Here is a 26,821-nt window from a genome sequence, read left to right on the forward strand (position 1 = left end):
GGCAGCTAGGCAGCATTCATTCTGATGGCAATTGGTGCTGGCTATGGCCGGCTGCCATCGGCTGGCGCCAGCGATATCAAATTCTAATCGGTGCCAGAACGTAGGGATAATTGCCGATCGGGGGATCCAATCGCCATGCTCTGACCGTGCCGGCCTTGAGTCAGGAAGCCGGCGTCTTTGCCGTGTGGCATGGCGCCGCCGTTTCCTAAGCAGAGCGATCGGGCCGGCTCGAGAACAAATATTCCTTTGCATAGGGAGGTGGGAATGACTGTTAGCAAGCGCGATCTATTGAAGTTTTCGACTCTACTTGGCGCATCCGTACTTGGGGCATCCGTCTTGACATTGCCGTTCGCCGGCAGCGCGATGGCTGCGGACAAGAAATTCAAGCTTGGATATTCCCAATTCTGGGGCACGAATACCTTCCTCCGCACACAGATCGCCGGTGCCCGCAAGGCGATGGCCGAATGGGAAAGGAAGGGCGTGAAGGTTGAGCTGTTGGTCACCAATGGCGGCGACACCGATACCACCAAGCAGGTCGGGGATCTCGAAGATCTCTACACGCAGAACATTGATGGTCTGCTGATCTTCCCGGGCGATTCCGTCGTTCTCGCCGATCCGGTTAAAAATATCTACAACAAGAACAAAATTCCGGTCGTCGTCACCGACATCGGCTTGAATTCGGGCGACTGGGTGACCTACGTCGTGACGGCCAACGAAATGGGCGGCCGCATGGCGGCGGATCACATGGCCACGCTGGTGCCGAAGGGAGCCAAGGTCATCGTGTTCGACCACGGTCCGGCTGTGCAGTGCATCATCGACCGCAATCGCGGCTTCGAGCAGCGTGCCAAGGAGCTCGGCCTAACCGTGCTCCCCCGCAAGGTGATGAAGCTTTCCCTCGAGGACGGCCGGCGCACGATGGAAGATACCCTGACTGAGATCCCGGATATCGCTGGTGTCTTCTTCCAGAACCACGCGCCGACGATCGGTGCTGAGGCAACGCTCGAGGCAGCCAAGCGCCTAGACGTGAAGCTTGTCAACTTCGATACCGATCCCACGGCCTACCGCCTCGTCAAGGAAGGCAAGATCGCGGGCACGATCGTCCAGAACCCCTTCGAGATGGGATATGTCGGCATGAACTCGATGCTGTCGGCTTTGACCGGTGGAAAGACCGAGAAGCTGGTCGAATTGCCCCCAAAACTGATGACCAAGGACAACGCTGCCGAGTTCGTCAATGAACCGCAGGTTCTCGACGCCAAGGTCAACTGAAGCACCAACAGATCATGGAGTGTCCGGCGAATGCCGGACAATCCGGACGGGGGAAACAATGGGTGACTTGGCACTCGTCTGCAAGGACGTCAAGAAAACCTTCGGCAGCATCAAAGCTCTTCGAAGCGCGAGTTTCACGCTGGAAAAGGGGCAAGTGGTCGGACTCGTCGGAGAGAACGGAGCCGGCAAGAGCACCCTTCTCAAGATTCTAGCCGGCGTGTACCAGGCGGACTCCGCCGAGAGCATCAAGTTACTCGGGAAAGATTATAGCCCACATAATGCGATCGACGCGCTCACGCGCGGCATCGTGACCATCCACCAGGACATCAATCTTGTGGAAGGAATGACCGTCGCGGAAAACATCTTCCTGAACAATGAGCCGACGGGTCGCCTTGGCATTCTTACGGCTGGCGGCCTTAACGCCAAAGCGCAGGAGCTTCTCGACCACTACGGAATCGAGGTCGACGCCAGTCAGCAGGTCAGCCGGCTGCCAAACGACCTGAAAAAGATGGTGCAGATCATTAAGGCGATGACTTGGAAGCCGACCATCCTGCTGATGGATGAGCCCACGTCCTCGCTGACTGCAACCGAGGTCGATGTCGTTCTCCAGCTCATTACTGAGCTGTCTCGCAGAGGCGTAGCGATCGTCTTCGTTTCCCATTACTTGTCCGAAGTATTTCGGATCTGCGACACGATTACGATCCTGCGCGACGGCCAGACCATCGCCAATCTGCAGAAGGAGTCGACCTCCATTCCGGAGGTCGTGCAGCATATGCTCGGGCGCAAGCTGGCCGAAGTCGACGCCAGGAGCAAGCGAGGTGCGGTCGCGAGCAATGAAGTGCTTCTGTCCGTGCGCGGGCTGAGTGTATCCGGGATGCTTCACGACGTTTCGTTCGATCTTCATCGCGGGGAAATCCTGGGCTTCACCGGATTGACCGGTTCGGGTCTGACTGAGCTCGCAAAAACCTTATTCGGCGTCGAGGGATATCAGCCATCCAAGGGGGCGATCGCGATAAGTGGTGCCACAAAGAGCAATTGGAATCCCAGCAAGGCCATTAAGGAAGGGGTTGCCCTGTTGACCGGTGACCGCCTGCGCGAGGGGATTCTTCCGGATTTTACCATCGCGGAGAATGTTGGGCTACCCATCATCGGCAAGTTACGCAATGCACTGGGCTTGCTGTCGAGGAGCAAGATCGATGCAATGGGAACACGGTGCGTTCGTGAGCTCAACGTTAAGGCGCCGAGCGCGCATGTTCCGATCAGGACTCTAAGTGGTGGAAACCAGCAGAAGGTGCTCATTGCGAAGTGGCTGGAAACCCGTCCCAAGATCTTCATTCTGGATGATCCGACCGTCGGCATCGACGTCGGCTCCAAGGACGAGATCAGAAAGATCATCGAACGCATTGCCTCCGAAGGTGTCGGAGTCATCATAATCAGCACCGAGATGCCGGACATCGAGAAGCTCTGTGACCGGGCTATCGTGATGTTCCGCGGCTCCATCGTTGGAGAGTTTGCCGGCGCGCAGCTGGAGCACAATCGAATTCTCGAAACTTCGGTCAGTGGGAGGAAAGCGGCATGAGCACATATACCCTAGAGGCTGGGCGCTCGAATTTGCAGGAGAGTATTCGACGCTCGTACGGTCTCATCCAGTCCGTGGCTGTCCTGCTCGTTCTGGTCGTGGTGATGTCGATCGTCTCACCGCGATTTGCGTCCGTGATAAACATTCAGAACCTGATGGCTCAGATGTCGGCAGCGCTAATCGTGGCTGCAGGCATGACCATCGTGATGATAAACGGCGAGTTCGATATCAGCGTGGGTGCCGTCCTGGCCCTGACGGCATCCATTGCCGGCAAGCTGATGCCCGAGATCGGAATCACGGCAACGTTTGCGCTTGCGCTGGTGGTGGGGCCGCTATTCGGCCTTTTCGCCGGCGTTGTCGTGACAAAGTTCGGCATCCCGTCGTTCATAACCACGCTCGGAACGATGATGATCGCCCGAAGCCTAGCGTTCGTGACAACTCAAGGACAGGTGGTGTCCAACGTCCCGGAGTCATTCAGGATTATCGGCCTTGGGCGACCCCTTGGCATTCCGATGCCCTTCATCATCGCAATCCTGACGATTCTGGCGGGTTACGTCCTCCTCAACCACACGGCTTTCGGAAAGAAGGTGTATGCCATCGGTGCGAATCGAAATGTGGCTGCGCTGTCCGGAATCAACGTCGATCGCATCAAAATCGTTTGTCTGATGATTTGTGGTCTTTGCGCGTCCTTCGCCGGGATGGTCTTGCTCGCGCGCATCGGGTCGATCCAAGCCGACACCGCCCGCGGATTGGAATTCGAAGTGATTGCCGGCGTTGTTATCGGAGGTGTCAGCCTCAGCGGCGGCCAGGGCAATATCCTGCGGGTGATCATCGGTGTCGTGGTCATCGCGCTGATCAGGAACTTCCTCAATCTCGCGCGCATCGACATCTTCTGGCAGGACTTCGCGACCGGTTCGATCATTCTTGCCGCGGTCCTCCTGGACGCTCTCCAGAAGCGTATTGCGGGATCGCGTTGAGTCATAGGCAGCCCTGCGCGGAAGTCGGCGGCAGTACGCGCAGGGCCCCATGAAAAGGTGCCTGCGGGCGACACCGCCATCAGTTCGGCCGTTTGAAAAAGTCGTCGATGCACAAGCGTCGAGTTAGAACGAGGAGGATGCCATGAATACAGGCACAAAAGATGTAGTGGACGCCGTTGTCGTGGGCTCAGGGCCAAGTGGCGCGATCGCGGCTCGCCGGCTTGCGGAGGCGGGATTGTCCGTCGTTTGCCTCGAGCAGGGTGAGTACCCGAACTACACGTCGATCAATTTCGATGAGCCGACATTTGAGCTCAAGCGGGACCAGGTGTTCAGTTGGTACCCGAACAGGCGCATGAATGGGGCCGATTATCCGATCAACGACCAGGAATCCGACGTTGCGCCGTTCATGTGGAACGGCGTTGGGGGAAGCTCGGTCATCTATGCCGCGGCGTGGCACCGGTTTCAGCCGAGCAATTTCCGCGTGAAGACTTTGGATGGGGTCGGGGCGGACTGGCCGCTGACCTATGATGACCTAGCTCCATACTATGCGCGGGCAGAGGAGCAGATGTCCGTATCGGGCGTGGGTGGAGATCCATCCTATCCGCCGTTCGATCCGCCGCTTCCGCCCATGCCGATGGGAGTGATCGACAAGAAATTGTTCGCTGCTCACAAGCGTCTGGGGTGGCATATTTGGCCTGGCACCAACGCTATTGCAACGGTGAAGCACAACGGCATGAACCCATGCGTGCGGCGCGGTGCATGCATGGCCCCTGCTTGTTTCGACGGGGCGAAGGGGTCCGTAGATCGGACGCATTGGCCCACCAACATCAAGCTCGGTGTGAAGCTTGTGCAGCGGGCGCGCGTGTCACGGGTCGAGACAGACGCTTCGGGTCTCGCGACTGGCGTCACCTATATCGATCGTGAGACTGGCAAGACGCATTTTCAGGCCGGGCGAATCGTCATCATCAGCGCGAACGGCATCGGCAGCCCGCGGATCCTGCTGAACTCGCACAGCGCGAAATTTCCCAAAGGGCTCGCCAACAGCTCCGACATGGTCGGACGTCACCTGATGATGCATCCGCACGGCATGGTCATGGGCCTGTTTGATGATCACTTCGACAGTTGGCAGGGACCAACGGGTCAGAGAGCTTACTCGCAGCAATTCACCGAGACGCAGGCAGGTGTTGGCTTCGTGCGTGGCGCAAAGTGGCAGCTCATGGGCACCGGCGGTCCGCTAGGGACGATCGGCGTCTGGCCTTGGGGCAAGCGGGCGGGCTGGGGAGCGGAATTCCACAAGACGGTTTACAAACGGTTCGGTCGCTCCGCCATGTGGTCGATTATCGGCGAGGATCTGCCAAATCCGGAGAACAGGGTCGTGATCGATCCCGACTTGAAGGACGCAGACGGCATTCCGGCTCCCAAGGTCATCTACCGGTGCGATGAAAACTCCCGAAAGCTGGTCAAGTGGCACGAGGAGCACGCCTCGATCTCGATGCGTGAGGCAGGGGCGTACGAGACCGTTGTCGCACCGGACTCGCGTGAAACAGGCTGGCATATTCTCGGGTCGGTTCGCATGGGGACAGATCCCACAACATCGGTGGTCGATGGATTCGGACGTGCCCACGATGTCCCGAATTTGTTCGTGATGGACGGCAGCGTGATGCCGACATCGGGGCCGGTGAATCCAACCGGAACCGTGGCCGCACTCGCCCTACGCAATGCCGAAGCGATCGTGAACAGCCGTCGCGATCAGAAAGTCTCATCGAAAGTAGCCTGAGGAGCATTTCTCATGTCCACAACATACGAAGACGTTAGCGCCCAGCTGGGCTGGCTGTGTGATGCCATGATCCCCGGGGACCGCGAGCTCGGCATGCCCTCCGCGACGGGCGCCGGCGTTCTGGAGACGCTGCTGCCGCGCGCGCTGAAAGCACGCCCGGATTTGGCGCCACGGTTCTATGAAATCGTCTCCAAGCTGCCAGTAGAGAAGCCTCGCGATCCGCTCGCGTTCGTCAATGCTATCCCGGTGGAAGAAATGGACGTCGTCGGTCGGTTCGTCGCGGGAGCGTATTTTTCGGGAGAAGAGGTATCCAAGAATCTCGGATTTACCGGCTTCCAGGCCCTTCCCATGAATCCCGACTACGATGAGATCATTGAGACGGTCGAGCCCATCATTGCCCGCGGACCTTGCTACGTTAAGGTCTAGGTCAAGTCGCTCCGGAGTTTGAAAGGGGCAGGTCGTTGTCGTGTGCAACTGGCCTGCCTGCCGCTACAAGCCGGACCTGTCGCGGCAGCCAAGTTCCGTCGCCAAGTTCATCGAGAGCCGGCGATCGAAAAGCAGTTCCGTCGCATATCTCAGTCCATACTGTTGGTAAAGGATCGGGAGAATTCTATCGATGAAGATTCTCGTCGCGGTGAAACGCGTCGTCGATTTCAATGTCGCTATCCGTGTTAAGCCGGACGGCTCGGGCGTGGACATTGGCAACGCGAAGATGTCGATGAACCCGTTCGATGAAATCGGCGTGGAGGAGGCGGTGCGTCTTAAGGAGGCCGGAAAGGCCACTGAAGTGGTGGTCGTTTCAATGGGCCCCGCCCAAGTCCAGGAGACGCTACGCACTGCGCTGGCCATGGGCGCCGATCGGGCCATTCTCGTCAAGCACGAGGACTACGTGGAGCCGCTCGGGGTGGCGAAGGTGCTCAGGGAAGTCGTCGCGGCTGAAAAGCCCGACCTCGTGATTTTGGGTAAGCAGGCCATTGACGATGACTGCAATCAAACCGGCCAAATGCTTGCCGCGTTGCTCGGCTGGCCACAAGGTACGTTCGCCTCGAAGATCGACATAGAGGATTCAGCATTGACCGTCGTGCGCGAGGTGGATGGCGGCCTGCAGACCGTCAGGCTCACGATGCCGGCCATCGTTACGACGGATCTCCGGCTCAACGAGCCGCGCTACGCATCGCTGCCCAACATCATGAAGGCGAAGAAGAAGCCATGCGGCGAAGTGACCGCGGCAGATTACGGCGTGGATGTTAGACCGCGACTTAAACTGATCAAGACGGAGGAACCCTTAAGACGGCAGGCCGGCATAAAGGTGCATTCGGCGAGCGAGCTCGCGGCCAAGCTTAAGGAAACGGGTGCGATCCAATGACCGTTCTACTCATCGCTGAGCACGACAACACCTCCCTGAAACAAGCAACCCACAAGGCGCTGTCTGCCGCCGCAAAGGTCGGCGGTGATATTCACGTGCTCGTGGCGGGCTACCGCGCGGGCGCAGCGGCGGAGCATGCGGCAAAGTTGAGCGGCGTGACGAGGGTTCTGCATATCGACAGTGCGGAGCTCGAGCGTCCGCTGGCTGAGCCGATGGCGGCGAATATTGTCAAGCTTGCGGCCGATTACGATCACATCGTCGCGCCGGCCACCAATAGCGGCAAGAACTACATGCCGCGCGTGGCCGCGATGCTGGATGTGATGCAAGTGTCTGAAGTGTCGGAGGTGAAGGCTGCCGACATATTCGTCCGGCTGATTTATGCGGGCAACGCCGTCCAGACGGTCCAAGCGACCGACGCGAAGAAGGTGATCACGGTGCGTATCGCCTCGTTTCCGCCGGCAAGCGAGAGCGGGAACGCCGCAATTGAGCGTAGAGAGGCCGTTGCCGATCCAGGCCTGTCCTCCCACGTGGGTGAAAGCATCTCTCGATCTGACCTACCTGAACTCACTTCGGCCAAGGTTGTCATCTCGGGCGGACGGGGCATGCAGTCCGGTGAAAATTTCAAACTGCTCGAAGCGGTGGCGCGGAAGTTGAACGCCGCGGTGGGGGCGTCTCGTGCGGCCGTCGATGCGGGCTTCGTGCCGAACGATTATCAAGTGGGTCAAACCGGCAAAGTGGTGGCACCTGAGCTTTATGTTGCGGTCGGTATTTCGGGCGCCATACAGCACCTTGCTGGAATGAAGGATTCCAAGATCATCGCCGCGATCAACAATGATCAGGATGCGCCCATTTTCCAGGTGGCGGACTTCGGTTTGGTTGCCGATCTATTCGACGCCTTGCCGGAGCTGGAAAAGGCGCTGTAAGGATGATGGAGTTCTGCCGTGAAGAAGGGACCGATAAGTCCCTTCTTTCAGGCAGGCGATGAGCTTCGGCCTAATTCATGTTATGACATGCTTCTGAAGCAGAGTGGCCTGCTGGGGCATGTATGCGTTTCCTTCGCCACAGCGAACCAGACCATCGAGCGTGTGATAGATACTAGCGGCGATCAAATGCGAGGCACCGAGTTCATCAGCCATCTGATTGTAGTACGAAAAATCCTTGCAAGCATTTGCCACCGTGAAGCGAAGTTGTTCCGTTTGTTCCTTTTGAATGTAAGGAATGAGCCGATCGAGGGCGACCCCGGCGCCGCCACCGCGGCTCAAGCAGTCCACAAGTGCCCCCATCGAGACACCTCCTTTGGCGGCGCAGGCCACGGCTTCCGTGATCAATGTGACGGTGCCGAGCGACACAAAATTGTGCAGCAACTTGAGCCGGTGCCCTGACCCGACGCCGCCGGCATAAAAGATGTTTTCCGCGAATGACGAAAGTAGAGGGTGTAAGGACTCGACCACAGCGGCGTCCCCGCCAACCAGGAGGTTGAGCCGGCCCTCTTCGGCCTCTTTGGGAGTGCGCGTCATTGGAGCGTCGACAAAATGGCAGCGTCTTGCGGAGACCAACTGCGCCAGCCTGGCTGTCGAACTCGGAATCGCTGTCGAGCAGTCGATCACAATTGTACCGGGGCCGAGGGCATCAAGTACGGCGCCGCTGCCCGTCAGGACGTCCTCAACTTGAGGAGTGCCCGTAACGCATAGGATGAGAACGTCCGCTGTTCTCGTGAGGTCTGACGCCGAAGACCAGCCCACCGCCCCCTTTGCATCGAGATCGTCTGTCGGTTGGTTCCCCGCGTGTCTAAGATAGCTGATCTTCCACCCTCGGAGGAGGAGATTTTTGGCAATGCCGTGCCCCATCAGGCCGATCCCGATAATACCGATCTGTTTCTCCATATCTGCTCCTCTCTGGCGGCAGAACTCGCCGCAACCTTTCCTGGCGTTCTTTAGTTCACAGGTTTGGGCAGGCTTGCGGATCAGCTACGATGGCAAGGCGGATCTGCGCGCAATGGCGTCGATCCGGCGATGTATTCGGTCGTAGTCCTCAGCAATGCGTTTTGCGGCCTCGATAACCGGTGCATCCACCATCTTCCCGTCGACCCCGTGGGCGGAATCGTGGCCTGCCGCGATAACCGCGCAGGCATGCGCGAAATCGGTTGCCGCAGGGGCCATGCCACGTAGCGCCGGCACGACGTGCTTCGGGTGGATCAGCAATTTTCCCGTAAAGCCGAGCTCTCGCGCTGCGAAGGCGTCGGACTCGATTTCAGACTCGTCTGCTAGCGACGTTGTCACACCATCCAGCGGTCCGGCCGCACCCGAAAGTGCCGAGGCGAAAACCAGTTCCGACCGGGCCGCCAACAGGGCGCGCGCCGAATGAGCGGCTCCGATCGAGTTCGCGTAGTCGATCGATCCGAATGCCACTCGGGTGCATAGTGGTGCGAGATAGCGGGCATTGACGATGCCTGTAGCCGTTTCAACCAGACCTATTGTCAAGCGACCAGGAAGCCGGTCGGTGAGGCGTGAGACGTCCTCGCATTGCTCCGTTTTGGCCAGCATGAGGCCGACCCAGCTCGGCAGATCCAAAAGGAGACGAACATCTTCATCGTGATCCGCCGTTCGAGGTCCGTTCATGCGGATGATGACCTCGCCGGGAAATGCCTGCGTTGGAAGAACGGCGCGCAGCGTTCTCCGGGCGGAGGCGCGCTCATGTGCCGCAATTGCATCCTCCAGATCAATGACGATCGCATCGGCACCGGATGCAGCCGCCTTGTAGAAGCGTTCAGGTCTCGTGGCGGGAACGAACAAGGCAAGAAACGGATCGCTCATCGTCATGTCCAACCGAAAGGCATCGTGGTTAGGTTCGGGCAGCGTTAAGCATCCGCCTCCGTGACCGCAACACGAAATCGATGACCACCAATATTGCGAAAACCAATGGCTGACAGTGGCGGGACTCTCGATTGGGTAAGCCAATAGCACCCATCGGCACAACGCGGTTGCAGAGAAGGCAGGTTGCGCCTCAATCTCCAGGGGCAGCAATGGAGGCAACATACGATGACAGATCTCTCAAACATCATTGTTGTTGCCGTGGAACACGCTGTCGCCGCACCCTACGCATCAGGCAAGCTTGCTGACGCCGGCGCAAGGGTGATCAAAGTGGAGCGGCCCGAGGGAGACTTTTCCCGGGCGTATGATGCACTCGTTAACGGACAGAGCGCCTATTTCGTCTGGCTCAACCGCGGAAAGGAATCGATCGCTCTGGACCTGAAAGCGACCGAGGATAAGGCTCTTCTCAAGAACATGTTGAGGCGAGCCGATGTCTTCATTCAAAACCTCGGTCCCGGCGTGATCGAATCCCTCGGCTTCAGCTCCGATGAGCTCATGGCGCTCAATCCGCGGCTGATCGTGTGCAATATCAGCGGCTATGGGCGCGAGGGGCCAAGAAGCGAGCAGAAGGCGTATGACCTGCTGATTCAGGCAGAAACGGGCCTTTGCGCCATCAATGGCATCGGCGAAGAACCCGCGCGGGTCGGCGTCTCTGTCTGCGACATCGCGGCTGGCATGACCGCGTATCAGGCCATTCTTGAAGCATTGCTCGGGCGCGAGAGGTGCGGCCAGGGTCGCGTGATCGACGTCTCTCTCTATCATGCGATGGCCGATTGGATGAATGTGCCCTTTCTTCAGCACAAGTACGGGCAGTTCACGCCGCAGCGACTTGGACTGCGCCATCCCTCCATCGTGCCGTACGGGAAGTTTGCGTGCCGCGATGGGAAGACCGTCCTGATATCGGTGCAAAACGAGCGTGAGTGGAAGTCCTTGTGCACTGACGTCTTCGGAACGCCGGCACAGGCCCGTGAGCCAGGGTTCGAGACCAATCAGGCACGCATAGAGAACCGGAGTCAGGTCGAGACGTGGTGCGCCGAGCAAATAGCAAAGCTCGATTCCGAAGAGTTTGTCGCCCGTCTGTCACGCGCCCGCATCGCGTTCGGACACTTTTCAGAACTCAAGGATCTGCTCGATCATCCGCAAAACAAGTATATTTCCGTGTCGACCGATGGTGGCGATATAGAGCTCTTGGCACCGGGCAGTTTGGTGCGCGGCGAGTCGAAGCGGTATGGTAGGGTTCCCGGCTTGGATCGCGATGGAAACAGCATACGAGCGGAGTTTTCGACGGAGCGTGTCCGGGCCGCAAGGAATGTGTAACTCCAGCAATTGGGACCAATGGCTCTTTGGGCGATGGGTTCCAGGGACGTTGCAGGCTTCGTGTGATACCAGAGGGTCGGAGAATCGGATCGTCTTATTGCCGTCGACAGCATCGGCATTATCGGCTCGTCTGGATATTACCGGCAGCACTAAAGGTAGGCAGCCGAGCCTTGAAGATGCTTTCGTCGGAAGTGCCCTGATTGCGGCGCTTGCATGTCTATCGTGCTAACACGAACGCCGTATCGAGCGCGCCCGAGCAAGTGAGGTCGGCGCGAGTAAATTGGCCGGGTACAAGAGCAATAAAGAAGCCCAGCGCGACTGTGCCGGGCTCAAGTCAGTGGCACCCAGGAGGATGCGCGGGAGAAACGTCGTGAAGATGGCAGCCCAACGGCTCCAGACCAATTAGCAAATCGTTCTCGTTGCCATTGCGCTTTGCAATACGTCCTCGTGAAAGGGGTGCGCAGGGCTGTGAAGGAGAATCGAGCCGATGGATGACGATTCCTTTCGGAGCGCGCCGTCAGCTCAGGCAGATGCCGCGGGACACTGGTCCCTTCACCCAGCTGCGGCTGGATATGAACCAAACGCTCGCTCGAGTGACTGATGGCCGAATGATCAAGTGCTTGCGGAAAGCGCCAATAGGGCAGCGCCGGACGCGGGGTTACGGGTCGCGCATCATCGCGGTTTGCGTGTGCCCTGCGGTGCCCGCTTCCATGTTCGAGAAACGAGGACCTCAATTTACATCTTGGATCGAAATCTGCGCCACCTCGCCGGGCCGATTTCGTGGATCGAATTGCCATTGACATCGACGTCCTTGGCCGCCGGGCTCTTTTCGGTTTCATAGGCGTAGTTCAGGTGACGAATGTAGTCTGGCGGATGGTAGTAGGAAATGTACTGGAGAGCGTCCGCGACGCTGCTAATGTATCATCGTCGCTAATGAACGCGGTCATTATTGATCTTCTCCTCGAGGAAGCGCTAATGCTGGGCGACAGAAAATGCTTGGCCAAAAATCCGGCCTAGCCGCGGTCTGGGCTTTCATCCCCTCTCCAGGTCTTTGCCGTCGACATCGTCGATACGGCTCTAACAACGTCAATGACGGTGCCATCTCTGTATTCGACCACGGCGACGATCCTATTGTTTTCGACGGCACGCGCCTGCACCGGCCCTGCCTTCCGTATTGCGTCCTCCTTCAGTCGCTCGATTGAGACCAGAGGTATGTTTGCGCATTTCAGACGATCGAGCAGATCGGTACGCTGAGGATTGACCGCGACACCGGATTCCGTGATGACGACGTCGACGGTTTCCCCCGGTGTGGTCAACGTTTTGACGCGATCCACTATCTTAGGCAGGTTGCCAGCCGTCAGTTGCGTGGTGATCACGGTGAGCTTGGCCCCAGCGGCGGTGTCCGCATGACCTCCTGATCCTCCGAGGATCATGCCTTCATTTCCGGTTGTTACGTTGACATTGAACGCGAGATCGACTTCGGCGGCCCCAAGGATGACTGCGTCCAACTCGTTCACGACACATCCGCGATTGTGCGGATTGGCATACATTGAAGCTGACATACCGTGATGAGCCGGGCTGCGGCGGTAGGATGCCACGGCTTCGAGATCGAAGGCCTGAACATCGAGCAACGCACGAAACAACCCCTCGTCGAACATTTGGACGATCCCGCCAGTGATACCTCCGGAAGCGAAACTGCCTTGCACCTTGCGTCGGATCATGATGTCTCGAAGGTAAGCCGCTGCGGCTAGCGACACGCCGCCGGCACCGGTCTGAAACGAGAAGCCCTCGTTCAACAATCCCGATGCGTCGATTATCTTGGCTGCCGTTTCGGCAATCTGCAAACCAATGGGATTTGTCGTCAGGCGCGTGGTTCCCGAGACGATGTGCTCCGGGTCGCCGATGGAATCGATGGAGACGACGAAGTCGACGCTGTCTTGTGAAATCTCTATAGGCGTTGTCGGATATTCGACCAGATTGTCTGTGATCGCGACGACACGGTCCGCGTACTGAACGTCAGAAATTGCGTAGCCAAGCGGACCGCAGGAGGCCCTGCCCTGGACGCCGTTGAGATTCCCGCACTTGTCGGCGGTCGGCGCTGCAACGAAGGCGACGTCGATGTGAAGTTCACCGGACTCGATGCAGCGCGCACGGCCCCCGTGCGTAAACATCAGTACGGGCTTGGCCAGTACGCCCCTCGAAACCGCATCGGCAAGTGGTCCGTAGATGGTGCTCGCCGCCAGTCGAGTGACAACCCCGCGATGTATGTGCTGGACCAGAGGAGCATGGACGGGAAACAGCGCGCTTGCCGCTACCGTGATGTCTTTCAGACCCTTCGCAGCAACCTCTGACAGCACCAGATTCAGGACGCGATCGCCATTGCGGAGATGGTGGTGGAATGAAATGGTCGCACCATCTCGAAGTTCACATGCGTCGAGCGCCGCCCTAATGCTTGGCAGTGTCTTGGGAACTCCGCGCGTGGCGCTGCGGAGCATGGTCGCGGCGCGCGATATGAGCCCCGGCACCTCCAATGCCCCAGCGAAGGGGTTCACGTTGCCGTAGCCTTCTATGGAGCTGGGTAACCCTCGTCCAAGGATGTCCGGCATCTGCAACTTTCCTCAATCAGTCGGAGGTCTGCCATGCAGCGTCGTTTGGCTTGAGAACGAGGACTAATACCCGCGTGCCAAGATCAGGAGGTCAATTGCCATATGTGATGGTGCGGAGAAATAGCGAAATCGTTTCAAGAGCTAGAGCAAATTCCAATGGCGGCAGCTCGCTGCTCGCCTAGCAACGCGCTTGCAAGATGAGCGACGCAGTATGCAGGGGCTCTGTCGAGCTGCGAGGCCAAGGGGCGGATGGTCCCGGCAATACAGGCAGGGAGCTCAAGTCCGTTAAGGACTTCTAGGGCCAGAAGATCAGGGTAATCTCGCCCGATCAAGGCTACTAACGAGGGACTCGCGACCGCGCTGGACGACAACCCAAATTGATCTCCTGGTGATCGACCGCTTCACGGCACCTACCGCGCTTTACGAAGTCGTGGCGAATTGGCGCTCATTCCATCCCTGGAGGGGCCGAGAGATTCGGATAGCGCTCGCGAAGCAGCCCGAGTAAACCTACGTAGCGAAACGTAGCGAGGGATTACATTCTAAATCAACGGCTTAGAGGGCTTTGGGACGCAGAATCGCCGGTTATAGTCAATTATGCAGCGAGCCTGGGAATTTCCTGTTCTACCAATCGCAACAATCGGGTGTTGCGTGTCCTCGATCTGAACCTTCCATATCCTCCGAGGGCCTAGCCGGTTCCTTTCTAGGAGTCGAACCGGGACTGCCTTATGGCCTCACTGTCAGAAGGGCGGAGACCCTCACTCGCCCTGTCCTGCTGATAGGGCTCTCGGCGGGGCGGCTCGATCCTTGCTGCCGTCGGCGGACCATCCTGGCTGGTCGCCACGTGAAGATGACTTGCTTTGAGATTTCGATGTGGGAGGGTCTTAAGGTTTTCTGCCCAGCGTTCGAGCGCCTCGCGCATCTCGGCCGCATACCGAGCACGATTGTACACCCCGGCAACGCCAGCCCGATGGCCGCTGACGTGGTTTAGGATCGCCTCCACGATGTGCGGCAATACGCCAAGCTGGTCGGCCATCACCGTGGACGCCGATCTCCGAAGATCGTGAACTGTCCAATGGGGCAGGGGTTCGCCCAGGGCTTCCGTGATCCGTGCATCAAGTGCTGTCTTAGACTTGGACCAGCCCGAGAAACCACGATGCGGATCACCACTGCGTCGGGGTCCGTCACCAAAAAGGAAGTCTCGGTCGTTACGGCGGTGCGGAAGTAGAGCTAAGGCGGCGGGAACCAATGGCACCGAGTGCTCGCGATGGTTTTTGGTCCGGCCGCTTGGGAGCGTCCAGAGTCCCGAAATAGTGTCAAGTTCGGCCCACTGCATGCTCCCGACTTCATCACGGCGTTGGGCTGTGAGCAGCAACAAACGCACAATGCGTCCATAATCGTCATCGCCACAGGCCTGCCAGATAGCTGATAGCTCGCTCTCCTTAAGGACCCGTGCGCGACCTCCCGGCTGCGCGGGTCGGTTAGTGCCGAGAACCGGGTTCGAAGCAATGTCGAGACCCTCCCGTATTGCCCAGTTGAACATTGAGGACAGGGCTGTACGGGCTCGGGCTGCTGAGACCGCTCCATGAACTGATGCGAGATCAGCGATACGAGCCGAGATATGGCGGCGGGTGATCTGGAAAACTGAGACGGGATGCAGGGGTTTCCAACTGACCAACAGGTAACGTTCTATTTCCGAATAGCTCCGGGGCTTCAGCCTTAGTTTGGCGCTCGGGAGATATTGATCCGCGACTGCTCGGAGTGTATCGGCGGCCTGCAGGCGCGCCTTGGCCTTCTCGTCCGCCGGGTCTTTGCCATTGGCAACCAGGCCCAAAAGCCGCTTGGCTTCCTTGCGTGCAAGCTCTGGTGTCCAGGGGGCACCGTGAGGGCCGATGGTGAAGAAGCGCTGCCGACCGAACACTCGGTACTTGAGGACGTAAGTCGCTTGGTCGCGTTGACGCCGAACGCCAAATCCCCGCACCGCTTCGCGGTGGTCTGAATCCCAAATAGTCTCGCCCGGCTTGAGTGCTTGCACTGCGCGGATCGTTATACTGGAAACGGCCATCCGTTACCCCTGTAGCTACCACGTAGCTACCACCGTAGCGCCAATTGCAGCGCAGATAAGGCGGGGAGCGGCGAGCTTATACATTGATAATGTTGCGATTTTCGTATGAAAGGCGGGGCCAGCGTGGTCCCGGCGGAGCCCTGGCGGTGTCTGTGGAACAGGAGGTCGGTGGTTCGAGCCCACCCAACTGTACCAATGATCGCAATGATTGGCGCGCGATGCAGCATTTCTCCGATCGCTGAGTTTCGACGCATTGTTAGACTGTCCACAGTGTGGGCGGGGAGCATTGCTGACCGCGCGACTTGGCGATCGCCGGTGGGATTGTGGGGCTGAGCCCAACTGCGACGAGGCTTGAATCCATCGCTGCCTGTGCTTAGATGCCAATTGGCCGAGTTCTTAAGGCATTTGGCACAGGGCTTGCCGAGGCAGAAACCATGGGTAAGAACGAGCGCAGTGGCAAAGGCGTCGCTCGAGTTTCTTCGCGAGGCGTTCGCGCCCCCGGCTCCCTGACTAGCAAGCAGATCAAGGCGATTGCAGTGTCGGCCCTTACTCAGCGGCCTGACCATAAGAGGGGGTCTAGTAAATCTCCTTACAAGTCTCGCAAGTCGGCACAGCCTGAACGCCTCTCCGCGGCCGAGCCGGACCCGACCTATCAACCGCAACCCGGCGCCGTTGTCGTGCGAGGGCATTTCGATGCGGTCACGGGGCTCTCGACAATCACCGATGCGCCGTCGCTCGGGCTCGCCAGAACCGCGGATGAAGCGCACTCCTCGGCCGAGCTGTTCGACGTCGTCATCGATGCCAACAGCCTCTTCCGCATCGAGCCCGCTGCGCTCAAACGCCTTGCCAATTACAGCGATGACGAAATCCACGCGCTCGTCGTGCCCAAGCGCACGCTCGCGCGGCGGCTGTCGGACGGCGAGCCGTTGACGGTCGAGGAGACCGACAAGGCCGTTCGGCTCGCGCGGGTCGACCGGCTCGCCGCAAACGTGTTTGGCGAGGTCGCAAAGGCGCACCGCTGGCTGCGCAAGCCGAAGAAGGCACTCGGCGGGGAGACGCCACTTGCCTATCTCGCGACGGAAGCGGGCGCGCGCGTGGTCGAGGAGATGTTGCATCGGATCGACCACGGCATCCTCGCTTGAGGATTCGGCGTGCGGATCTGGCGGATCTCTAATTTCGATGATCTTTCCGGTATTGGCGGCCTGAAGGCCGACGGCCGCTGGCACGATCGCGGCCGGCACGTTGTCTACGCCGCGGATCATCCGGCTTCGGCGCTACTCGAAGTGATGGTGCATCTGGAAATCGATGTGGAGGACTTGCCGACCAGCTACCAACTGCTTCGTATTGACGTGCCTGATAACCTGGCTGTCGAAAAGGTGAGCTTGGGCGATATTGAGAGAGTATCGCCGAATTGGGCCGGGGATCCCAGGGTGACACGCGATGTGTTGAGGCCGTGGTTCGACGAGATGCGCACGGCCGTGGTGTCGGTGCCGTCGGTCATCGTACCGTTTGCGCAGAACTATCTCCTCAATCCGAGACACGTGGATGCGGCGCGCATCCGCGTGTCTCATGTCGGGCGCTATCCTCACGACGAGCGGCTGTTTGGGCTGCGAACGGGCAAAGTCTGAGGTTGATGGTTTCCTGCTTTGCGCACGTCTGGGCAAACATCCCGAGATCAGCCAACATCGCCAATCTTGGAGCTCGAGAAAATGATCTCAGCCGACTATTGCCGCCTTATGGCCCGCTACAACACTTGGCAGAACGCCTCTTTGGTAACGACCGCCGACGGGCTGACCCACGAGGATCGCTGGAAGGATCGAGGGGCGTTCTTCCGGTCGATCGCAGCGACGTTGAACCATCTCTATTGGGCTGATGCCCTGATTCTGGAGCGGCTGAAGGGAAACGCGCGTCCAGAGGAAACGATCAAGCATTCCCTCACAAGTCCTTCGGATTGGGATGCCTTCAAGGCGCTCCGCTTGCAACGGAACGAGGAAATCGAAGCGTGGTCAGCGCGATTGCGCGACGCGGACCTGAACGGGATGCTTGTTTGGTATCCCGGGGACGGCTCAACTCGAATCGAGAAGCCAAAGACGCTCGTTGCTATTCAACTCTTCAATCACCAGACCCACCATCGAGGTCAGGTCCACGCGATGTTGACGGCCGCGGGTGCAGACCCGGAGCCGACTGACATTCATCTTCTGGCGTAGCGCGAGGACGCTTCGATCCATCTCATCGCGTGTCAGGAGATCATCGCCTTTACCTGCGCCGTATCCGCAAACTCGATCAGCTCAACGATCTTGCCGTCTTGAAGCCTGAATAGGTCCAGAATCTCGGTGCTGGAAACCTGGCCGGTTGGACGGTATCGAACGTCGACGCGGGAATGGATGGCGACACGGTCGCCGTCGACCAGCTCAGCCAGGATCTCGCGGCCTTCGAAGCCGAAGTCTTCGATCAATTTGCTGAAGGCACCACGCAGGTTCGGGTGTCCCTCCACGCTTCCCGTCAATTCGAGCGCATTCTTGTCGCCCATCAAGGTGAACAGACCCTTGGGATCAAACTCTGATACCAAACCCTCAGCGTCATCGTTGTCGCGTGCAGCGTAAGCGCGCCTGACGGTTGCAAGCATCTCTTCGCGTTGTGCCATGTTACCCTCCCTGACGTATCAGCGGAGCCTAGCGACCTTTGCGTGCAAAGGCAAAATGATTGAACTGTGCTGCACGACCTTCCACCCGCCACCATCCGCACCGCCACCGGCAGCGTCATCGCCGCCCCTAGGACCACCAGAGACGGGGTCACCAGCCGGTATTTCGGTGAAAGTGCACGAAGCTCCACAACGGGCGACGCTCTCCCGAACGCTTATATCCAAGCCGTGCGAGCGAATTGGGACTTGGCTCGGCTGGACAAATTGGCCATTTGGAGTAGCCTTTCTCAGACACGGCAACATGTTAGCGGAGGTTCTCCGTGGAACATCGCGGCGTAAGCTTCTCGATTGTTCAAATGAGCTACCCGGCTGGTTAGAAGTGGACTGTCGGAAAGGGCCGAACAGTGTCGGTCGGTGTCTGTGCGACGAGGCTCGACGCGATCCGCCAGGCTCGGACCTTCATCGACGCGATCTTGGACTGGGCTGCCTAGCCTCAAGTCAAATTGCCCGCCTTCGATTGGTCATGCCGAGCAGCGTAAACCCGGCAGCTGAATTTCTGTCGGTGCGCAGCTCTCTCCCTCCCGCCAGCACCCACACCACCACCGGCAGCGTCGCCGCAGCGTCCCCAGCGCCACTGCGCCCGAGACAGGGTTCACCAGCCGCTGATACTGCACAGCAAGAATGTACACATTCGCCCCTGTCGGCATCGCCGCGAACAGCACGATGACGCCGGCGGCAGGTCGAGCAATCTTCCCAGCACGAACGTAGCCGGCATTGCCGCAAGCCGGAGCGGCACACATCACCAAAATGCTCGGCCGCTCGCTCTTCATCTCTCGCGAAACGAATAGATGCCGAGCTTGATCAGCGCCGTCGGCGAGCCCGATGCGCAAAGGATGTAATGATTGTTCGGAAGACTGCCGAGATTGCAGGTCGTGCATCAGGTAAGCCAGTCGATCTTACTCTTTGGGCGCGCCTCAAAGTCTTTTCGAGGAAAGCGACGACGGGTGTAAACTGTTTCACAGCAGCCGGGTTGCTGCACTCTTAAGATCGTTCTGCACTTCCACGTTCTTGCGCGGCTCGTCCGTACAAGATGTCGCTCTCTGTTGAAACAACGAGGAGCATGAAGATGAAGACGTTTCTTGCAACGAAATCTCCATTTCTGATCGTCGTCACTCTTGCAGTCTGCATCGGCACTGCGCGTGCCGATGTCATCATGGACTGGAATGCGAAAGCAGATGCGATTGCCGCTGAAAAGAAGGTCCTGCCTGTGCCACAGGCCCGGACGATGTCGATGCTGCACGTTGCCATGTTCGAGGCCGTCAACGCGATCGACAGGCGATACACTCCATACAAGCTGGATCTGGTGTCAGACCGCTCCACGTCCAAGGAAGCGGCGGCGGCTGCTGCGGCCTACAACATTCTTCTGACGATCTATCCGGACCAGAAATCTGCCCTTGATACCGCCCTCCATGCATCGCTTTCCGGCATTCCGGACACGGAGGGAAAGGCGAATGGAATCGAGCTTGGAACGATGGCCGCTTCCGGCGTGATAGCGTTGCGCAGGAATGACGGCAGTGACGTTCAGGAGACTTATCGTCCCTATACAGCCCCGGGGGCCTATGTGCCGACCGTGGTGCCGATCGGCACGACGGCTGGAAGAATGACCCCTTGGGTCATGACATCGGTCTCACAATTCCGTCCAGCGCCACCACCGGCGCTCGATTCCGAGACCTGGACCAGAGACGTCAACGAAATTCGGGAGCTCGGCGCTCGCAACAGCACCACCCGAACGGCAGAGCAGACCGCGATCGGGCGAGCCTGGTTTCTGGTCGGGCCTCCCAGCTTCAATCCAATCGTCCGGCAAGTCGCATTGGCCAAGAATATGGACGTCGTGGACTGCGCTCGTCTCTTCGCCCTCGCCGAGATCGCGGGGAACGACGCAATCCTTGCCGTCCTTGATGCGAAGTATCACTACAATTTTTGGCGGCCAATGACGGCCATACGCAACGCGGACATCACGCACAATCCGAAGACGCCACGCGAACCGTCCTGGTTGCCGCTGGGCGAAACGCCGATGCATCCCGAATACCCCTGTGCCCACTGTATCGTATCGGCGGCGGTTTCCACGGTTCTCCAGTCCATCGCGGGCGACGAGGTCGGAGAGCTAACGATGACCAGCCCCACTGCGCCAGGGGTGACTCGCAAATGGATCAAGCTCCAGGATTATAGCGATGAGGTCGCCAATGCCCGCATCTATGCCGGCTTCCATTACCGTTTCTCGACGGAGGTCGGAAAGGAAATGGGCCGTAAGATCGGTGACTTGGTTGTCGGGACACAGCTTCGCGGGCTGGAAGCGCGAGCTGAACCGAAGCAGTAGGCCGACGTGCAGGTAAATTGCGAACCACACAGAAGTGGGGAAGCGCTTGAAGGGAGCAGGCTTGAGATAGCAGGACAAGGCGACGTTCGAACATGGTGGGCAGGGCCGCCAGTGCTCTGCCCACCTATATGGCGGCTTGCTGCCCGCTCTGAAGCAAATCGAACCTCATCGTCCGTCAGAGATCATCGCCTTGATCTGCGCCGTATCCGCAAACTCGACCAGCTCCGCGATTTTGCCGTCCTGAAATGTGAACAGGTCCACGATCTCGGTGCTGACCGCTTTGCCGGTCGGGTGGTATCGCACGGTGACGCGGGAGTGGACGGCGACGCGGTCGCCGTCGACCAGTTCGGCGAGGATCTCGCGGCCTTCGAAGCCGAAGCCTTCGGTGAATTGATGGAAAGCTTCGCGCAGGGTCGGGTGGCCCTGCATGCGTCCTGTCAATTCGAGCGCGCTCTTGTCACCCATCAGGGTGAATGCGCCCTCGGGATGAAAGGCCGTCACCAGACTATCAGTGTCGCCGCCGTCGCGCGCGGCGTAGCCGGCCCTGATCAATGCGAGCATGTCTTCGCGGTTCGCCATGTGCCCCTCCCTGCAATATGTATCGGGGCAGCCTAGCGACCTTTGCGTGCAAAGGCAAAAAGATCGCGCGGCTCCAGCGCGACGAAGCAGGACGGTTCGTCTTCGTTCCCCGATTGTGGAAGAAAACGGTGGCCAGCACCGGCGAACCTTTTCATAGCCCCAGGTGTTTGTAGCTGCGGCAGGACAGACAACGCTGAGGGAGCTTAGCTATGAACGGTATCATCTATATCATCGGGCTGATCGTCGTGATTGCTGCGGTGCTCTCGTTCTTCGGCCTGCGCTGATTGGCAATTCGGCGCGAAGCCGTGCGGCGTCGCCCGCCAAGCTTCCGACCCCTAGCTCGCCACCACCCACACCACCACCGGCAACGTCGCCGCCGCCAGCAGCGTCCCCAGTGCCACTGCGCCCGAGACCGGGTTCACCAGCCGCTGATACTGCACGGCAAAAATGTACGCATTCGCCCTGGTCGGCATCACCGCGAGCAGCACGATGACCCCGGCAGCCACCGGCGGCAGGTCGAGCAGCTTGGCCAGCCCGAACGCGGCTGCCGGCATCGCCGCCAGCTTCAGCGCGCACATCACCAGGATGCTCAGCTTCTCGCCCTTCACCTCGAAAGCGGGGCCGGTTGATGCCAAGCGATCAGTGCGGCTCGAAGGGGGGCATCCGCAACGTTGCTCAAAGCCGGCTTTGTCCGCGGCCACCGTAGCTCCTCCATTCGCAATGCGCTATCGGTAGCGAGCCAATGACGTTTGATGGACAAGCAAGCAGGCGGAAAAGATCGTGAGTTTTTTCGAGCGTCTCAAGACGGCCGCGTCCACTGAGTGGCGGGCCTATACGGAGCATCCCTTCACGAACGGATTGGCGGACGGCTCGCTCCCCGAAGCGGCGTTTCGTCACTACCTCGTTCAGGACTATTTGTTCCTCATCGAGTTTGCTCGCGCCTACGCGCTCGCGGTCTACAAGTCGCCCAGGCTTGCCGACATGCGTGAAGCCACGGCCGGCCTGTCGGCCATCCTCGATGTCGAGATGAACCTGCATGTGAAGCTCTGTGCCGAATGGGGCCTGTCCCCGAGCGACCTTGAAGAAGCCCCTCCGGCGGCCGAGATGCTGGCCTATACGCGCTATGTGTTAGATGCGGGAATGCGCGGCGATCTGCTGGCGCTCAAGGTCGCGCTTGCTCCTTGCGTGATCGGGTACGCGGAGATCGCAACGCGGCTCGCCTCGCGGCCCGGTGCGGATGCTGCGACGAACGCCTATCGCGTCTGGATCGACGAATATGCCGGCGCGCCCTACCAGGAGGTCGCTGCCAGGGCGCAGGCGCATATGGAGCATCTCGCCGATCGCTACGCCACGCCGGCCCGCGAGGCCGAGCTGATTGCGATCTTCAAGGAAGCCACCCGCCTGGAGGCAGACTTCTGGGAGATGGCCTGGCGCGCCGGCCAGGCTGGTGCATAGCGGTGTCGGCAATCGACGGGCCGCCCTACTTGCCTCCCGCCACCACCCACACCACCACCGGCGACGTCACCGCCGCCAGCAGGGTGCCGAGCGCCACCGCGCCCGACACCGGGTTTACCAGGCGCTGATACTGCACCGCGAAGATGTAGGCGTTCGCGCCGGTCGGCATCGCCGCGAACAGCACGACGACGCCGGCGGCGATGGGTGGCAGGTCGAGCAGTCTGGCCAGCACGAACGCCGCGGCCGGCATGGAGAGCAGCTTGAGCGCGCACATCACCAGGATGCTCAGCTTCTCGCCCTTCACCTCGAAGCGGAACAGGTTGATGCCGAGCGCGATCAGCGCCGCCGGCGAGCCCGCCTGCGCCAGCAGCTCGATCGTCTTGTCGACGACGGGGGTGAGGCCGAGTCCGGCAAGGCGCCAGACCACGCCGAAGCCGATCGCCAGCATCAACGGGTTGCGTGCTAGGTCGGCGATCACGGGCCAGATGATCGCGAACGGTGAGCCCGTCTGCTTGCGGCTGACCAGCTCCATCTGCAGGATGCCGCAGAGCCAGAGCAGCGGCGTGTTCACCGACAGAATCAGCGCCATGGGTCCCGCCGCCTCGTTGCCGAGCGCGGAGAGCACGAGGGGAATGCCGAGCATCACGATGTTGCCGTAGACCGAGCCGATCGCGAACACGACGCCGTCCTCGCTGCTGCCGCGCCGCCCGCGCAGGAGTGCGGAGATCATGAGCGCCGCGATCCAGGTCAGCGCCAGCGCGCCGTAATAGGCGCCCCACATTCGCCAGGGGCTGACGTCGGGGAATTCCGAGACGACGATGGTGCGGAAGAGGAGGGCAGGGATCGCGATGCTGAAGGCGAACTCGCTGATGCCCTTGTGAGCGCCCTCCGAGACGAAGCGAAACAGCACAGCGGCATAGCCGGCCGCGATCAGCGCAAACACCGGCGCGACGATCAGCAAGGTGGCCATGCGCCTCTACGACCCCAGCCCAATGATCCTCCGCGCCATCCGCACATTGGCATAGTCGATCATCTTGCCGTCCAGCGTCACCGCGCCCTGGCCTTGCGCTTCGGCTTGCTCCATCGCCTCGACCACCCGCCGCGCCTGGGCCAGCTCCCCGTCCGAGGGCGTAAACGCGCGCAGCGTCGGCTCGATCTGGTCGGGGTGGATCACCTGCTTGCCGTCAAAGCCCATCGCGGCGGCCTTTTGCGCGCTGGCCTCGGTCAGCCCAGCATCGCGGAACGCGCCGCAGGGGCCATCGATCGCTCGCAGGCCGTGCGCGCGGGCGGCGACCAGCAGGCGCATCATGGGATAGGCGAACAGGTCGAGCGGCGCTGTGGCGTAGCCGCTTTGCGCTGAGCCGACGTGGCGATAGCCATCCGGCGAGATGCCGATGTCGGAGGTGCGGGCGCCGAGCGAGGCCGCGAGGTCGCCGACACCGAGATGCAGCGCGGCCACGCTGTCGTGGCACGCGGCGAGGGCGTCGACATTGACGAGGCCAAGCGCCGTCTCGATCAGCAGCTCGAGCGTAACAGGCGCGGCGCGATCGGACGCGGCTGCGCGCAGCTGATCGGCCATGGCGACGATGTCGCTCACCCGCTCCGCCTTCGGCACGATCACAGCATCCAGCCGGGGCAGGGCCGCCAGAGCGCGGATCTCCTCTGCGATGAATGGGCTGTCGACGGCATTGAGCCTGACCGCGACATGCTTGCTGCCCCAGTCGAGCGAGGATAGCGCGCGGGCGGCCTCCGCCAGCGCAACGCCCTTCTCGGCGGGCGGCACGGCGTCCTCGAGGTCCATGAACACCGCGTCCGCCAATGATGCCGCAGCCTTGGCGACGAGACGGGCGCGATGCGCGGGAACGGCGAGATAGGCCCGCGTCGGCCGGAGCGAGACCATTGTCACGCCTCCTTGCTGAGGCCGAGTTCGCCGAGGATCGACGCGTTGTGCTCGCCGACATCAGGCACCGGGTCCATGCGCGGCGTCACGCCGGGAATGGTGAGCGCGGGCAGGAAGCTCATCACCGGACCGCACGGCGATCCCACGCTTCTCACCCGCGCGCGGGCATGCAGCTGCTCATGCTGGAGGAAGGCCTCGACCGAGTTCAGGTGCGCGTTGGCAATCGCGGCTTCGTCCAGCAGGCGCAACACCTCCGCGCTGGTCATGGCTGCAAAGCGCCGCTCGATATGCGCTTGCAGCTCGTCGCGGTTCTGCATGCGCAGCGGATTGGTGCGGAAGCGCGGGTCGTCGGCAAAGTCGGCATCATCAAGCACGATCCGGCACAGCGAGCGCCATTCCCGATCGTTCTGGATGCCGAAGAAGATCGTGTTGCCGTCGCCGACGCGGAACGGGCCGTAAGGCGCGATCGTCGCATGCTTGGCGCCGGTGCGCGGCAGCGGCCGGCCCGTGCTCTCAGTGTAGAACGCCGGATAGCTCATCCAGTCCGTGATGGAATCGAACAGCGAGGCCTGGAACGCCGTGCCCTTGCCCGTCCGCTCGCGGGCGTACAGCGCCATCAGCACGCCGTTCAGGATGTACATGCCGGTGGCGATATCGACGACTGATAGCCCGACCTTGGCCGGCTCGGCCTCGGTGCCGTTGATGGCGAGCACGCCGGCCTCGCACTGCACCAGGAGATCATAGGCCTTCTTGTCGCTGTAGGGCCCGCCAGAGCCATAGCCCGAGACATCGCAAGCGATGAGGCGCGGAAACCTGCGCAGCAGCGAAGCCGCATCGAGGCCGAGCCGCTCCGCCGCGCCGGGCGCGAGGTTCTGGATGAATACATCCGCCCGCGGCAGCATGGCGTCGAGCACCTTGCGCCCCTCGGGGCTCTTGATGTCGATGGCGAGGCTTTCCTTGGAGCGGTTGGTCCAGACGAACTGGCTCGACATGCCGTTCATGACATGATCGTAGTCGCGGCAGAAATCGCCGCTGCCCGGCCGCTCGATCTTGATCACCCGCGCGCCCCAATCGGCGAGGTGCCGGCTCGCCAGCGGCGCCGCGATCGCCTGCTCCAGCGAAACCACCGTCACATCCGACAGCGGCAGCTCCGCTTCATTTCCCGTCATGTGATTGTCCTCCTCGTGTGCGCTTTTCGACCAGCGCAGGAGACAGGCCGGCCACCCCACGCGCATCTTTTTGAGGGTGACATGATGCCCCTGTTTTGCCCGACAAGTCAAATCTGGCTTCGAAAAATCCTAAAATTCGGCGACGTGAGCGTTTGCAATGACTTGGCTACTGTGCATGGGGTTGTTTTCGCACTTTTGTTTTGGAGGGCCAGACTCTCCCGCCCACAGCTGTCATCCCCCGCGCAGGCGGGGGATCCAGTACGCCGCGGCCTCTCGGGAACGTTGAGCGTCTCTGGAACACTGGATCCCCGCCTTCGCGGGGATGACAAGGTGGAGATGGGGCCCACCCCACCCTGTTGCCGAGAGCGCACACGTGCCGGCTTTCGCACTTGCCCTCGGTTGCCAACGAACCGCCATTCACCCACTATTCGCGCTGACTCGTGATGTGGGGGGATCGATGCCGGCGTTTCGCTTCAAGTCCTTTGCAAAGCCCTTGGCCGTTGCAAGCCTCGCGCTTGCCCTGGCCATCCTGGCGCTGCCGCGCGCCGGCTTCGCCTACACCCAGGAGGAGCAGCAGGCCTGCACGCCGGATGCGATGCGGCTGTGCGGCGAGTTCGTCCCGAACGTCGACGCCATCACCGCCTGCATGATCAAGAAGAAGGCGCAGCTCTCGCCGCAATGCGCGGTGTTCTTCCGCCGCGGACCGGCGCCGCGCGAGCAGCGCGCCGGCAAGCCGACCCAGATCGCGCCCAAGGCTGCGAAGAAGACCGCCAAGCCGGCGCCGAAGAAGAAATCCAGCCAAGGCTGAGCGCCCAGCGACCAAAAAGGCTGAGCGCCCAGCGACCAAAAAGGCTGAGCGCCCAGCGACCAAGGCTGAGCG

25 protein-coding genes are annotated in these 26,821 nt (G+C 60.4%); 14 read left to right on the forward strand and 11 right to left on the reverse strand.

The genetic code is table 11. The annotated features are described in order from the left end of the window. Positions 1-342 precede the first annotated feature (342 nt). From ACVWYQ_RS29900 to ACVWYQ_RS29930, 7 genes are all read left to right on the forward strand, one after another. Entirely contained in the window at positions 343-1,266 is a 924-nt protein-coding gene (locus ACVWYQ_RS29900; RefSeq protein WP_456726637.1) for a substrate-binding domain-containing protein, read from the forward strand. A 58-nt stretch (positions 1,267-1,324) separates the two neighbouring features. Next, positions 1,325-2,845 (forward strand): sugar ABC transporter ATP-binding protein, encoded by a 1,521-nt coding sequence (locus ACVWYQ_RS29905; RefSeq protein WP_456726638.1) that lies wholly within the window; start codon positions 1,325-1,327, stop codon positions 2,843-2,845. Next, a complete protein-coding gene (locus ACVWYQ_RS29910; protein WP_126261737.1) occupies positions 2,842-3,822 on the forward strand; it encodes an ABC transporter permease in 981 nt (326 codons plus the stop codon). Before ACVWYQ_RS29905 ends, ACVWYQ_RS29910 begins: the two co-directional genes overlap by 4 nt. Positions 3,823-3,964: 142 nt before the next feature. Next, the gene (locus tag ACVWYQ_RS29915; RefSeq protein ID WP_456726639.1) at positions 3,965-5,599 is read left to right on the forward strand and encodes a GMC family oxidoreductase; all 1,635 of its coding nucleotides are present in this window, start codon (positions 3,965-3,967) and stop codon (positions 5,597-5,599) included. Between the two features lie 12 nt (positions 5,600-5,611). Beyond that, positions 5,612-6,025 carry a hypothetical protein gene (locus tag ACVWYQ_RS29920; protein ID WP_456726640.1) on the forward strand — a complete coding sequence of 138 codons (414 nt, stop codon included), beginning with the start codon at positions 5,612-5,614 and terminating at the stop codon, positions 6,023-6,025. A gap of 190 nt (positions 6,026-6,215) precedes the next feature. Continuing rightward, positions 6,216-6,965 (forward strand): electron transfer flavoprotein subunit beta/FixA family protein, encoded by a 750-nt coding sequence (locus tag ACVWYQ_RS29925; protein ID WP_456726641.1) that lies wholly within the window; start codon positions 6,216-6,218, stop codon positions 6,963-6,965. Next, positions 6,962-7,888 (forward strand): electron transfer flavoprotein subunit alpha/FixB family protein, encoded by a 927-nt coding sequence (locus tag ACVWYQ_RS29930; protein ID WP_456726642.1) that lies wholly within the window; start codon positions 6,962-6,964, stop codon positions 7,886-7,888. Before ACVWYQ_RS29925 ends, ACVWYQ_RS29930 begins: the two co-directional genes overlap by 4 nt. Positions 7,889-7,963: 75 nt before the next feature. Here the strand turns inward: ACVWYQ_RS29930 and ACVWYQ_RS29935 are convergent, their stop codons facing one another. Beyond that, positions 7,964-8,848, reverse strand: coding sequence for an NAD(P)-dependent oxidoreductase (locus tag ACVWYQ_RS29935; protein ID WP_456726643.1), 885 nt, complete (start codon positions 8,846-8,848; stop codon positions 7,964-7,966). A gap of 84 nt (positions 8,849-8,932) precedes the next feature. Beyond that, a complete protein-coding gene (locus tag ACVWYQ_RS29940; RefSeq protein ID WP_456726644.1) occupies positions 8,933-9,778 on the reverse strand; it encodes an HpcH/HpaI aldolase/citrate lyase family protein in 846 nt (281 codons plus the stop codon). Positions 9,779-10,003: 225 nt separating this feature from the next. Here ACVWYQ_RS29940 and ACVWYQ_RS29945 point away from each other — a divergent pair, with 225 nt between their 5' ends. Continuing rightward, the gene (locus ACVWYQ_RS29945) at positions 10,004-11,152 is read left to right on the forward strand and encodes a CaiB/BaiF CoA transferase family protein (protein ID WP_456726645.1); all 1,149 of its coding nucleotides are present in this window, start codon (positions 10,004-10,006) and stop codon (positions 11,150-11,152) included. Between the two features lie 1,013 nt (positions 11,153-12,165). Here ACVWYQ_RS29945 and citF read toward each other — a convergent pair. Both citF and ACVWYQ_RS29955 read right to left on the reverse strand, forming a co-directional pair. Further along, entirely contained in the window at positions 12,166-13,758 is a 1,593-nt protein-coding gene (gene citF, locus ACVWYQ_RS29950; protein ID WP_456726646.1) for a citrate lyase subunit alpha, read from the reverse strand. Between the two features lie 700 nt (positions 13,759-14,458). After that, positions 14,459-15,820, reverse strand: coding sequence for a tyrosine-type recombinase/integrase (locus ACVWYQ_RS29955; protein WP_249757681.1), 1,362 nt, complete (start codon positions 15,818-15,820; stop codon positions 14,459-14,461). A gap of 677 nt (positions 15,821-16,497) precedes the next feature. Between ACVWYQ_RS29955 and parS the strand changes: the two genes are divergently transcribed. From parS to ACVWYQ_RS29970, 3 genes are all read left to right on the forward strand, one after another. Continuing rightward, positions 16,498-16,962, forward strand: a complete 465-nt coding sequence (parS, locus tag ACVWYQ_RS29960; protein ID WP_271538943.1) for a type II RES/Xre toxin-antitoxin system antitoxin — start codon at positions 16,498-16,500, stop codon at positions 16,960-16,962. A 9-nt stretch (positions 16,963-16,971) separates the two neighbouring features. Then, positions 16,972-17,448: an RES family NAD+ phosphorylase gene (locus tag ACVWYQ_RS29965; RefSeq protein ID WP_271538941.1), complete on the forward strand. Its 477-nt coding sequence runs from the start codon at positions 16,972-16,974 to the stop codon at positions 17,446-17,448. Positions 17,449-17,529: 81 nt separating this feature from the next. Further along, on the forward strand, positions 17,530-18,027 hold the full coding sequence (locus ACVWYQ_RS29970; RefSeq protein ID WP_271538939.1) for a DinB family protein: 498 nt from the start codon (positions 17,530-17,532) through the stop codon (positions 18,025-18,027). Between the two features lie 32 nt (positions 18,028-18,059). Here ACVWYQ_RS29970 and ACVWYQ_RS29975 read toward each other — a convergent pair whose 3' ends face one another. Both ACVWYQ_RS29975 and ACVWYQ_RS29980 read right to left on the reverse strand, forming a co-directional pair. Next, entirely contained in the window at positions 18,060-18,464 is a 405-nt protein-coding gene (locus tag ACVWYQ_RS29975) for a nuclear transport factor 2 family protein (protein WP_404543917.1), read from the reverse strand. Between the two features lie 518 nt (positions 18,465-18,982). Further along, positions 18,983-19,399 (reverse strand): AEC family transporter, encoded by a 417-nt coding sequence (locus ACVWYQ_RS29980; protein WP_404543915.1) that lies wholly within the window; start codon positions 19,397-19,399, stop codon positions 18,983-18,985. A 188-nt stretch (positions 19,400-19,587) separates the two neighbouring features. On the opposite strand from ACVWYQ_RS29980, the gene ACVWYQ_RS29985 reads away from it, so the two are divergent. Further along, the gene (locus ACVWYQ_RS29985; protein WP_456726647.1) at positions 19,588-20,838 is read left to right on the forward strand and encodes a vanadium-dependent haloperoxidase; all 1,251 of its coding nucleotides are present in this window, start codon (positions 19,588-19,590) and stop codon (positions 20,836-20,838) included. Between the two features lie 165 nt (positions 20,839-21,003). Here ACVWYQ_RS29985 and ACVWYQ_RS29990 read toward each other — a convergent pair whose 3' ends face one another. After that, positions 21,004-21,417 carry a nuclear transport factor 2 family protein gene (locus tag ACVWYQ_RS29990; RefSeq protein WP_456726648.1) on the reverse strand — a complete coding sequence of 138 codons (414 nt, stop codon included), beginning with the start codon at positions 21,415-21,417 and terminating at the stop codon, positions 21,004-21,006. A 335-nt stretch (positions 21,418-21,752) separates the two neighbouring features. Continuing rightward, positions 21,753-22,052: an AEC family transporter gene (locus ACVWYQ_RS29995; RefSeq protein WP_275502508.1), complete on the reverse strand. Its 300-nt coding sequence runs from the start codon at positions 22,050-22,052 to the stop codon at positions 21,753-21,755. A gap of 145 nt (positions 22,053-22,197) precedes the next feature. Between ACVWYQ_RS29995 and tenA the strand changes: the two genes are divergently transcribed. Beyond that, on the forward strand, positions 22,198-22,872 hold the full coding sequence (tenA, locus tag ACVWYQ_RS30000; protein WP_456726649.1) for a thiaminase II: 675 nt from the start codon (positions 22,198-22,200) through the stop codon (positions 22,870-22,872). A 25-nt stretch (positions 22,873-22,897) separates the two neighbouring features. Here the strand turns inward: tenA and ACVWYQ_RS30005 are convergent, their stop codons facing one another. From ACVWYQ_RS30005 to ACVWYQ_RS30015, 3 genes are read right to left on the reverse strand one after another with little or no spacing between them, the layout of a single operon-like run. Continuing rightward, positions 22,898-23,842 (reverse strand): AEC family transporter, encoded by a 945-nt coding sequence (locus ACVWYQ_RS30005; RefSeq protein WP_456726650.1) that lies wholly within the window; start codon positions 23,840-23,842, stop codon positions 22,898-22,900. Between the two features lie 6 nt (positions 23,843-23,848). Beyond that, the gene (locus tag ACVWYQ_RS30010; RefSeq protein WP_404653726.1) at positions 23,849-24,772 is read right to left on the reverse strand and encodes an HpcH/HpaI aldolase/citrate lyase family protein; all 924 of its coding nucleotides are present in this window, start codon (positions 24,770-24,772) and stop codon (positions 23,849-23,851) included. A 2-nt stretch (positions 24,773-24,774) separates the two neighbouring features. Next, positions 24,775-25,941, reverse strand: coding sequence for a CaiB/BaiF CoA transferase family protein (locus tag ACVWYQ_RS30015; RefSeq protein ID WP_456726651.1), 1,167 nt, complete (start codon positions 25,939-25,941; stop codon positions 24,775-24,777). Between the two features lie 457 nt (positions 25,942-26,398). On the opposite strand from ACVWYQ_RS30015, the gene ACVWYQ_RS30020 reads away from it, so the two are divergent. Continuing rightward, positions 26,399-26,749, forward strand: coding sequence for a hypothetical protein (locus tag ACVWYQ_RS30020; protein WP_036009533.1), 351 nt, complete (start codon positions 26,399-26,401; stop codon positions 26,747-26,749). The last annotated feature ends 72 nt before the right edge of the window (positions 26,750-26,821 follow it).

This window comes from Bradyrhizobium sp. USDA 3397, assembly GCF_054060965.1.

What these genes read in the sequence shown, in the direction of transcription:
- ACVWYQ_RS29905 (WP_456726638.1), top strand. Translation starts at nt 1,325, where the DNA reads ATGGGTGACTTGGCACTCGTCTGCAAGGACGTCAAGAAAACCTTCGGC.
- ACVWYQ_RS29910 (WP_126261737.1), top strand. Translation starts at nt 2,842, where the DNA reads ATGAGCACATATACCCTAGAGGCTGGGCGCTCGAATTTGCAGGAGAGT.
- ACVWYQ_RS29915 (WP_456726639.1), top strand. Translation starts at nt 3,965, where the DNA reads ATGAATACAGGCACAAAAGATGTAGTGGACGCCGTTGTCGTGGGCTCA.
- ACVWYQ_RS29920 (WP_456726640.1), top strand. Translation starts at nt 5,612, where the DNA reads ATGTCCACAACATACGAAGACGTTAGCGCCCAGCTGGGCTGGCTGTGT.
- ACVWYQ_RS29925 (WP_456726641.1), top strand. Translation starts at nt 6,216, where the DNA reads ATGAAGATTCTCGTCGCGGTGAAACGCGTCGTCGATTTCAATGTCGCT.
- ACVWYQ_RS29930 (WP_456726642.1), top strand. Translation starts at nt 6,962, where the DNA reads ATGACCGTTCTACTCATCGCTGAGCACGACAACACCTCCCTGAAACAA.
- ACVWYQ_RS29935 (WP_456726643.1), bottom strand. Translation starts at nt 8,848, where the DNA reads ATGGAGAAACAGATCGGTATTATCGGGATCGGCCTGATGGGGCACGGC.
- ACVWYQ_RS29940 (WP_456726644.1), bottom strand. Translation starts at nt 9,778, where the DNA reads ATGAGCGATCCGTTTCTTGCCTTGTTCGTTCCCGCCACGAGACCTGAA.
- ACVWYQ_RS29945 (WP_456726645.1), top strand. Translation starts at nt 10,004, where the DNA reads ATGACAGATCTCTCAAACATCATTGTTGTTGCCGTGGAACACGCTGTC.
- citF (WP_456726646.1), bottom strand. Translation starts at nt 13,758, where the DNA reads ATGCCGGACATCCTTGGACGAGGGTTACCCAGCTCCATAGAAGGCTAC.
- ACVWYQ_RS29955 (WP_249757681.1), bottom strand. Translation starts at nt 15,820, where the DNA reads ATGGCCGTTTCCAGTATAACGATCCGCGCAGTGCAAGCACTCAAGCCG.
- ACVWYQ_RS29970 (WP_271538939.1), top strand. Translation starts at nt 17,530, where the DNA reads ATGATCTCAGCCGACTATTGCCGCCTTATGGCCCGCTACAACACTTGG.
- ACVWYQ_RS29975 (WP_404543917.1), bottom strand. Translation starts at nt 18,464, where the DNA reads ATGGCACAACGCGAAGAGATGCTTGCAACCGTCAGGCGCGCTTACGCT.
- ACVWYQ_RS29980 (WP_404543915.1), bottom strand. Translation starts at nt 19,399, where the DNA reads ATGCACGACCTGCAATCTCGGCAGTCTTCCGAACAATCATTACATCCT.
- ACVWYQ_RS29985 (WP_456726647.1), top strand. Translation starts at nt 19,588, where the DNA reads ATGAAGACGTTTCTTGCAACGAAATCTCCATTTCTGATCGTCGTCACT.
- ACVWYQ_RS29990 (WP_456726648.1), bottom strand. Translation starts at nt 21,417, where the DNA reads ATGGCGAACCGCGAAGACATGCTCGCATTGATCAGGGCCGGCTACGCC.
- ACVWYQ_RS30005 (WP_456726650.1), bottom strand. Translation starts at nt 23,842, where the DNA reads ATGGCCACCTTGCTGATCGTCGCGCCGGTGTTTGCGCTGATCGCGGCC.
- ACVWYQ_RS30010 (WP_404653726.1), bottom strand. Translation starts at nt 24,772, where the DNA reads ATGGTCTCGCTCCGGCCGACGCGGGCCTATCTCGCCGTTCCCGCGCAT.
- ACVWYQ_RS30015 (WP_456726651.1), bottom strand. Translation starts at nt 25,941, where the DNA reads ATGACGGGAAATGAAGCGGAGCTGCCGCTGTCGGATGTGACGGTGGTT.
- ACVWYQ_RS30020 (WP_036009533.1), top strand. Translation starts at nt 26,399, where the DNA reads ATGCCGGCGTTTCGCTTCAAGTCCTTTGCAAAGCCCTTGGCCGTTGCA.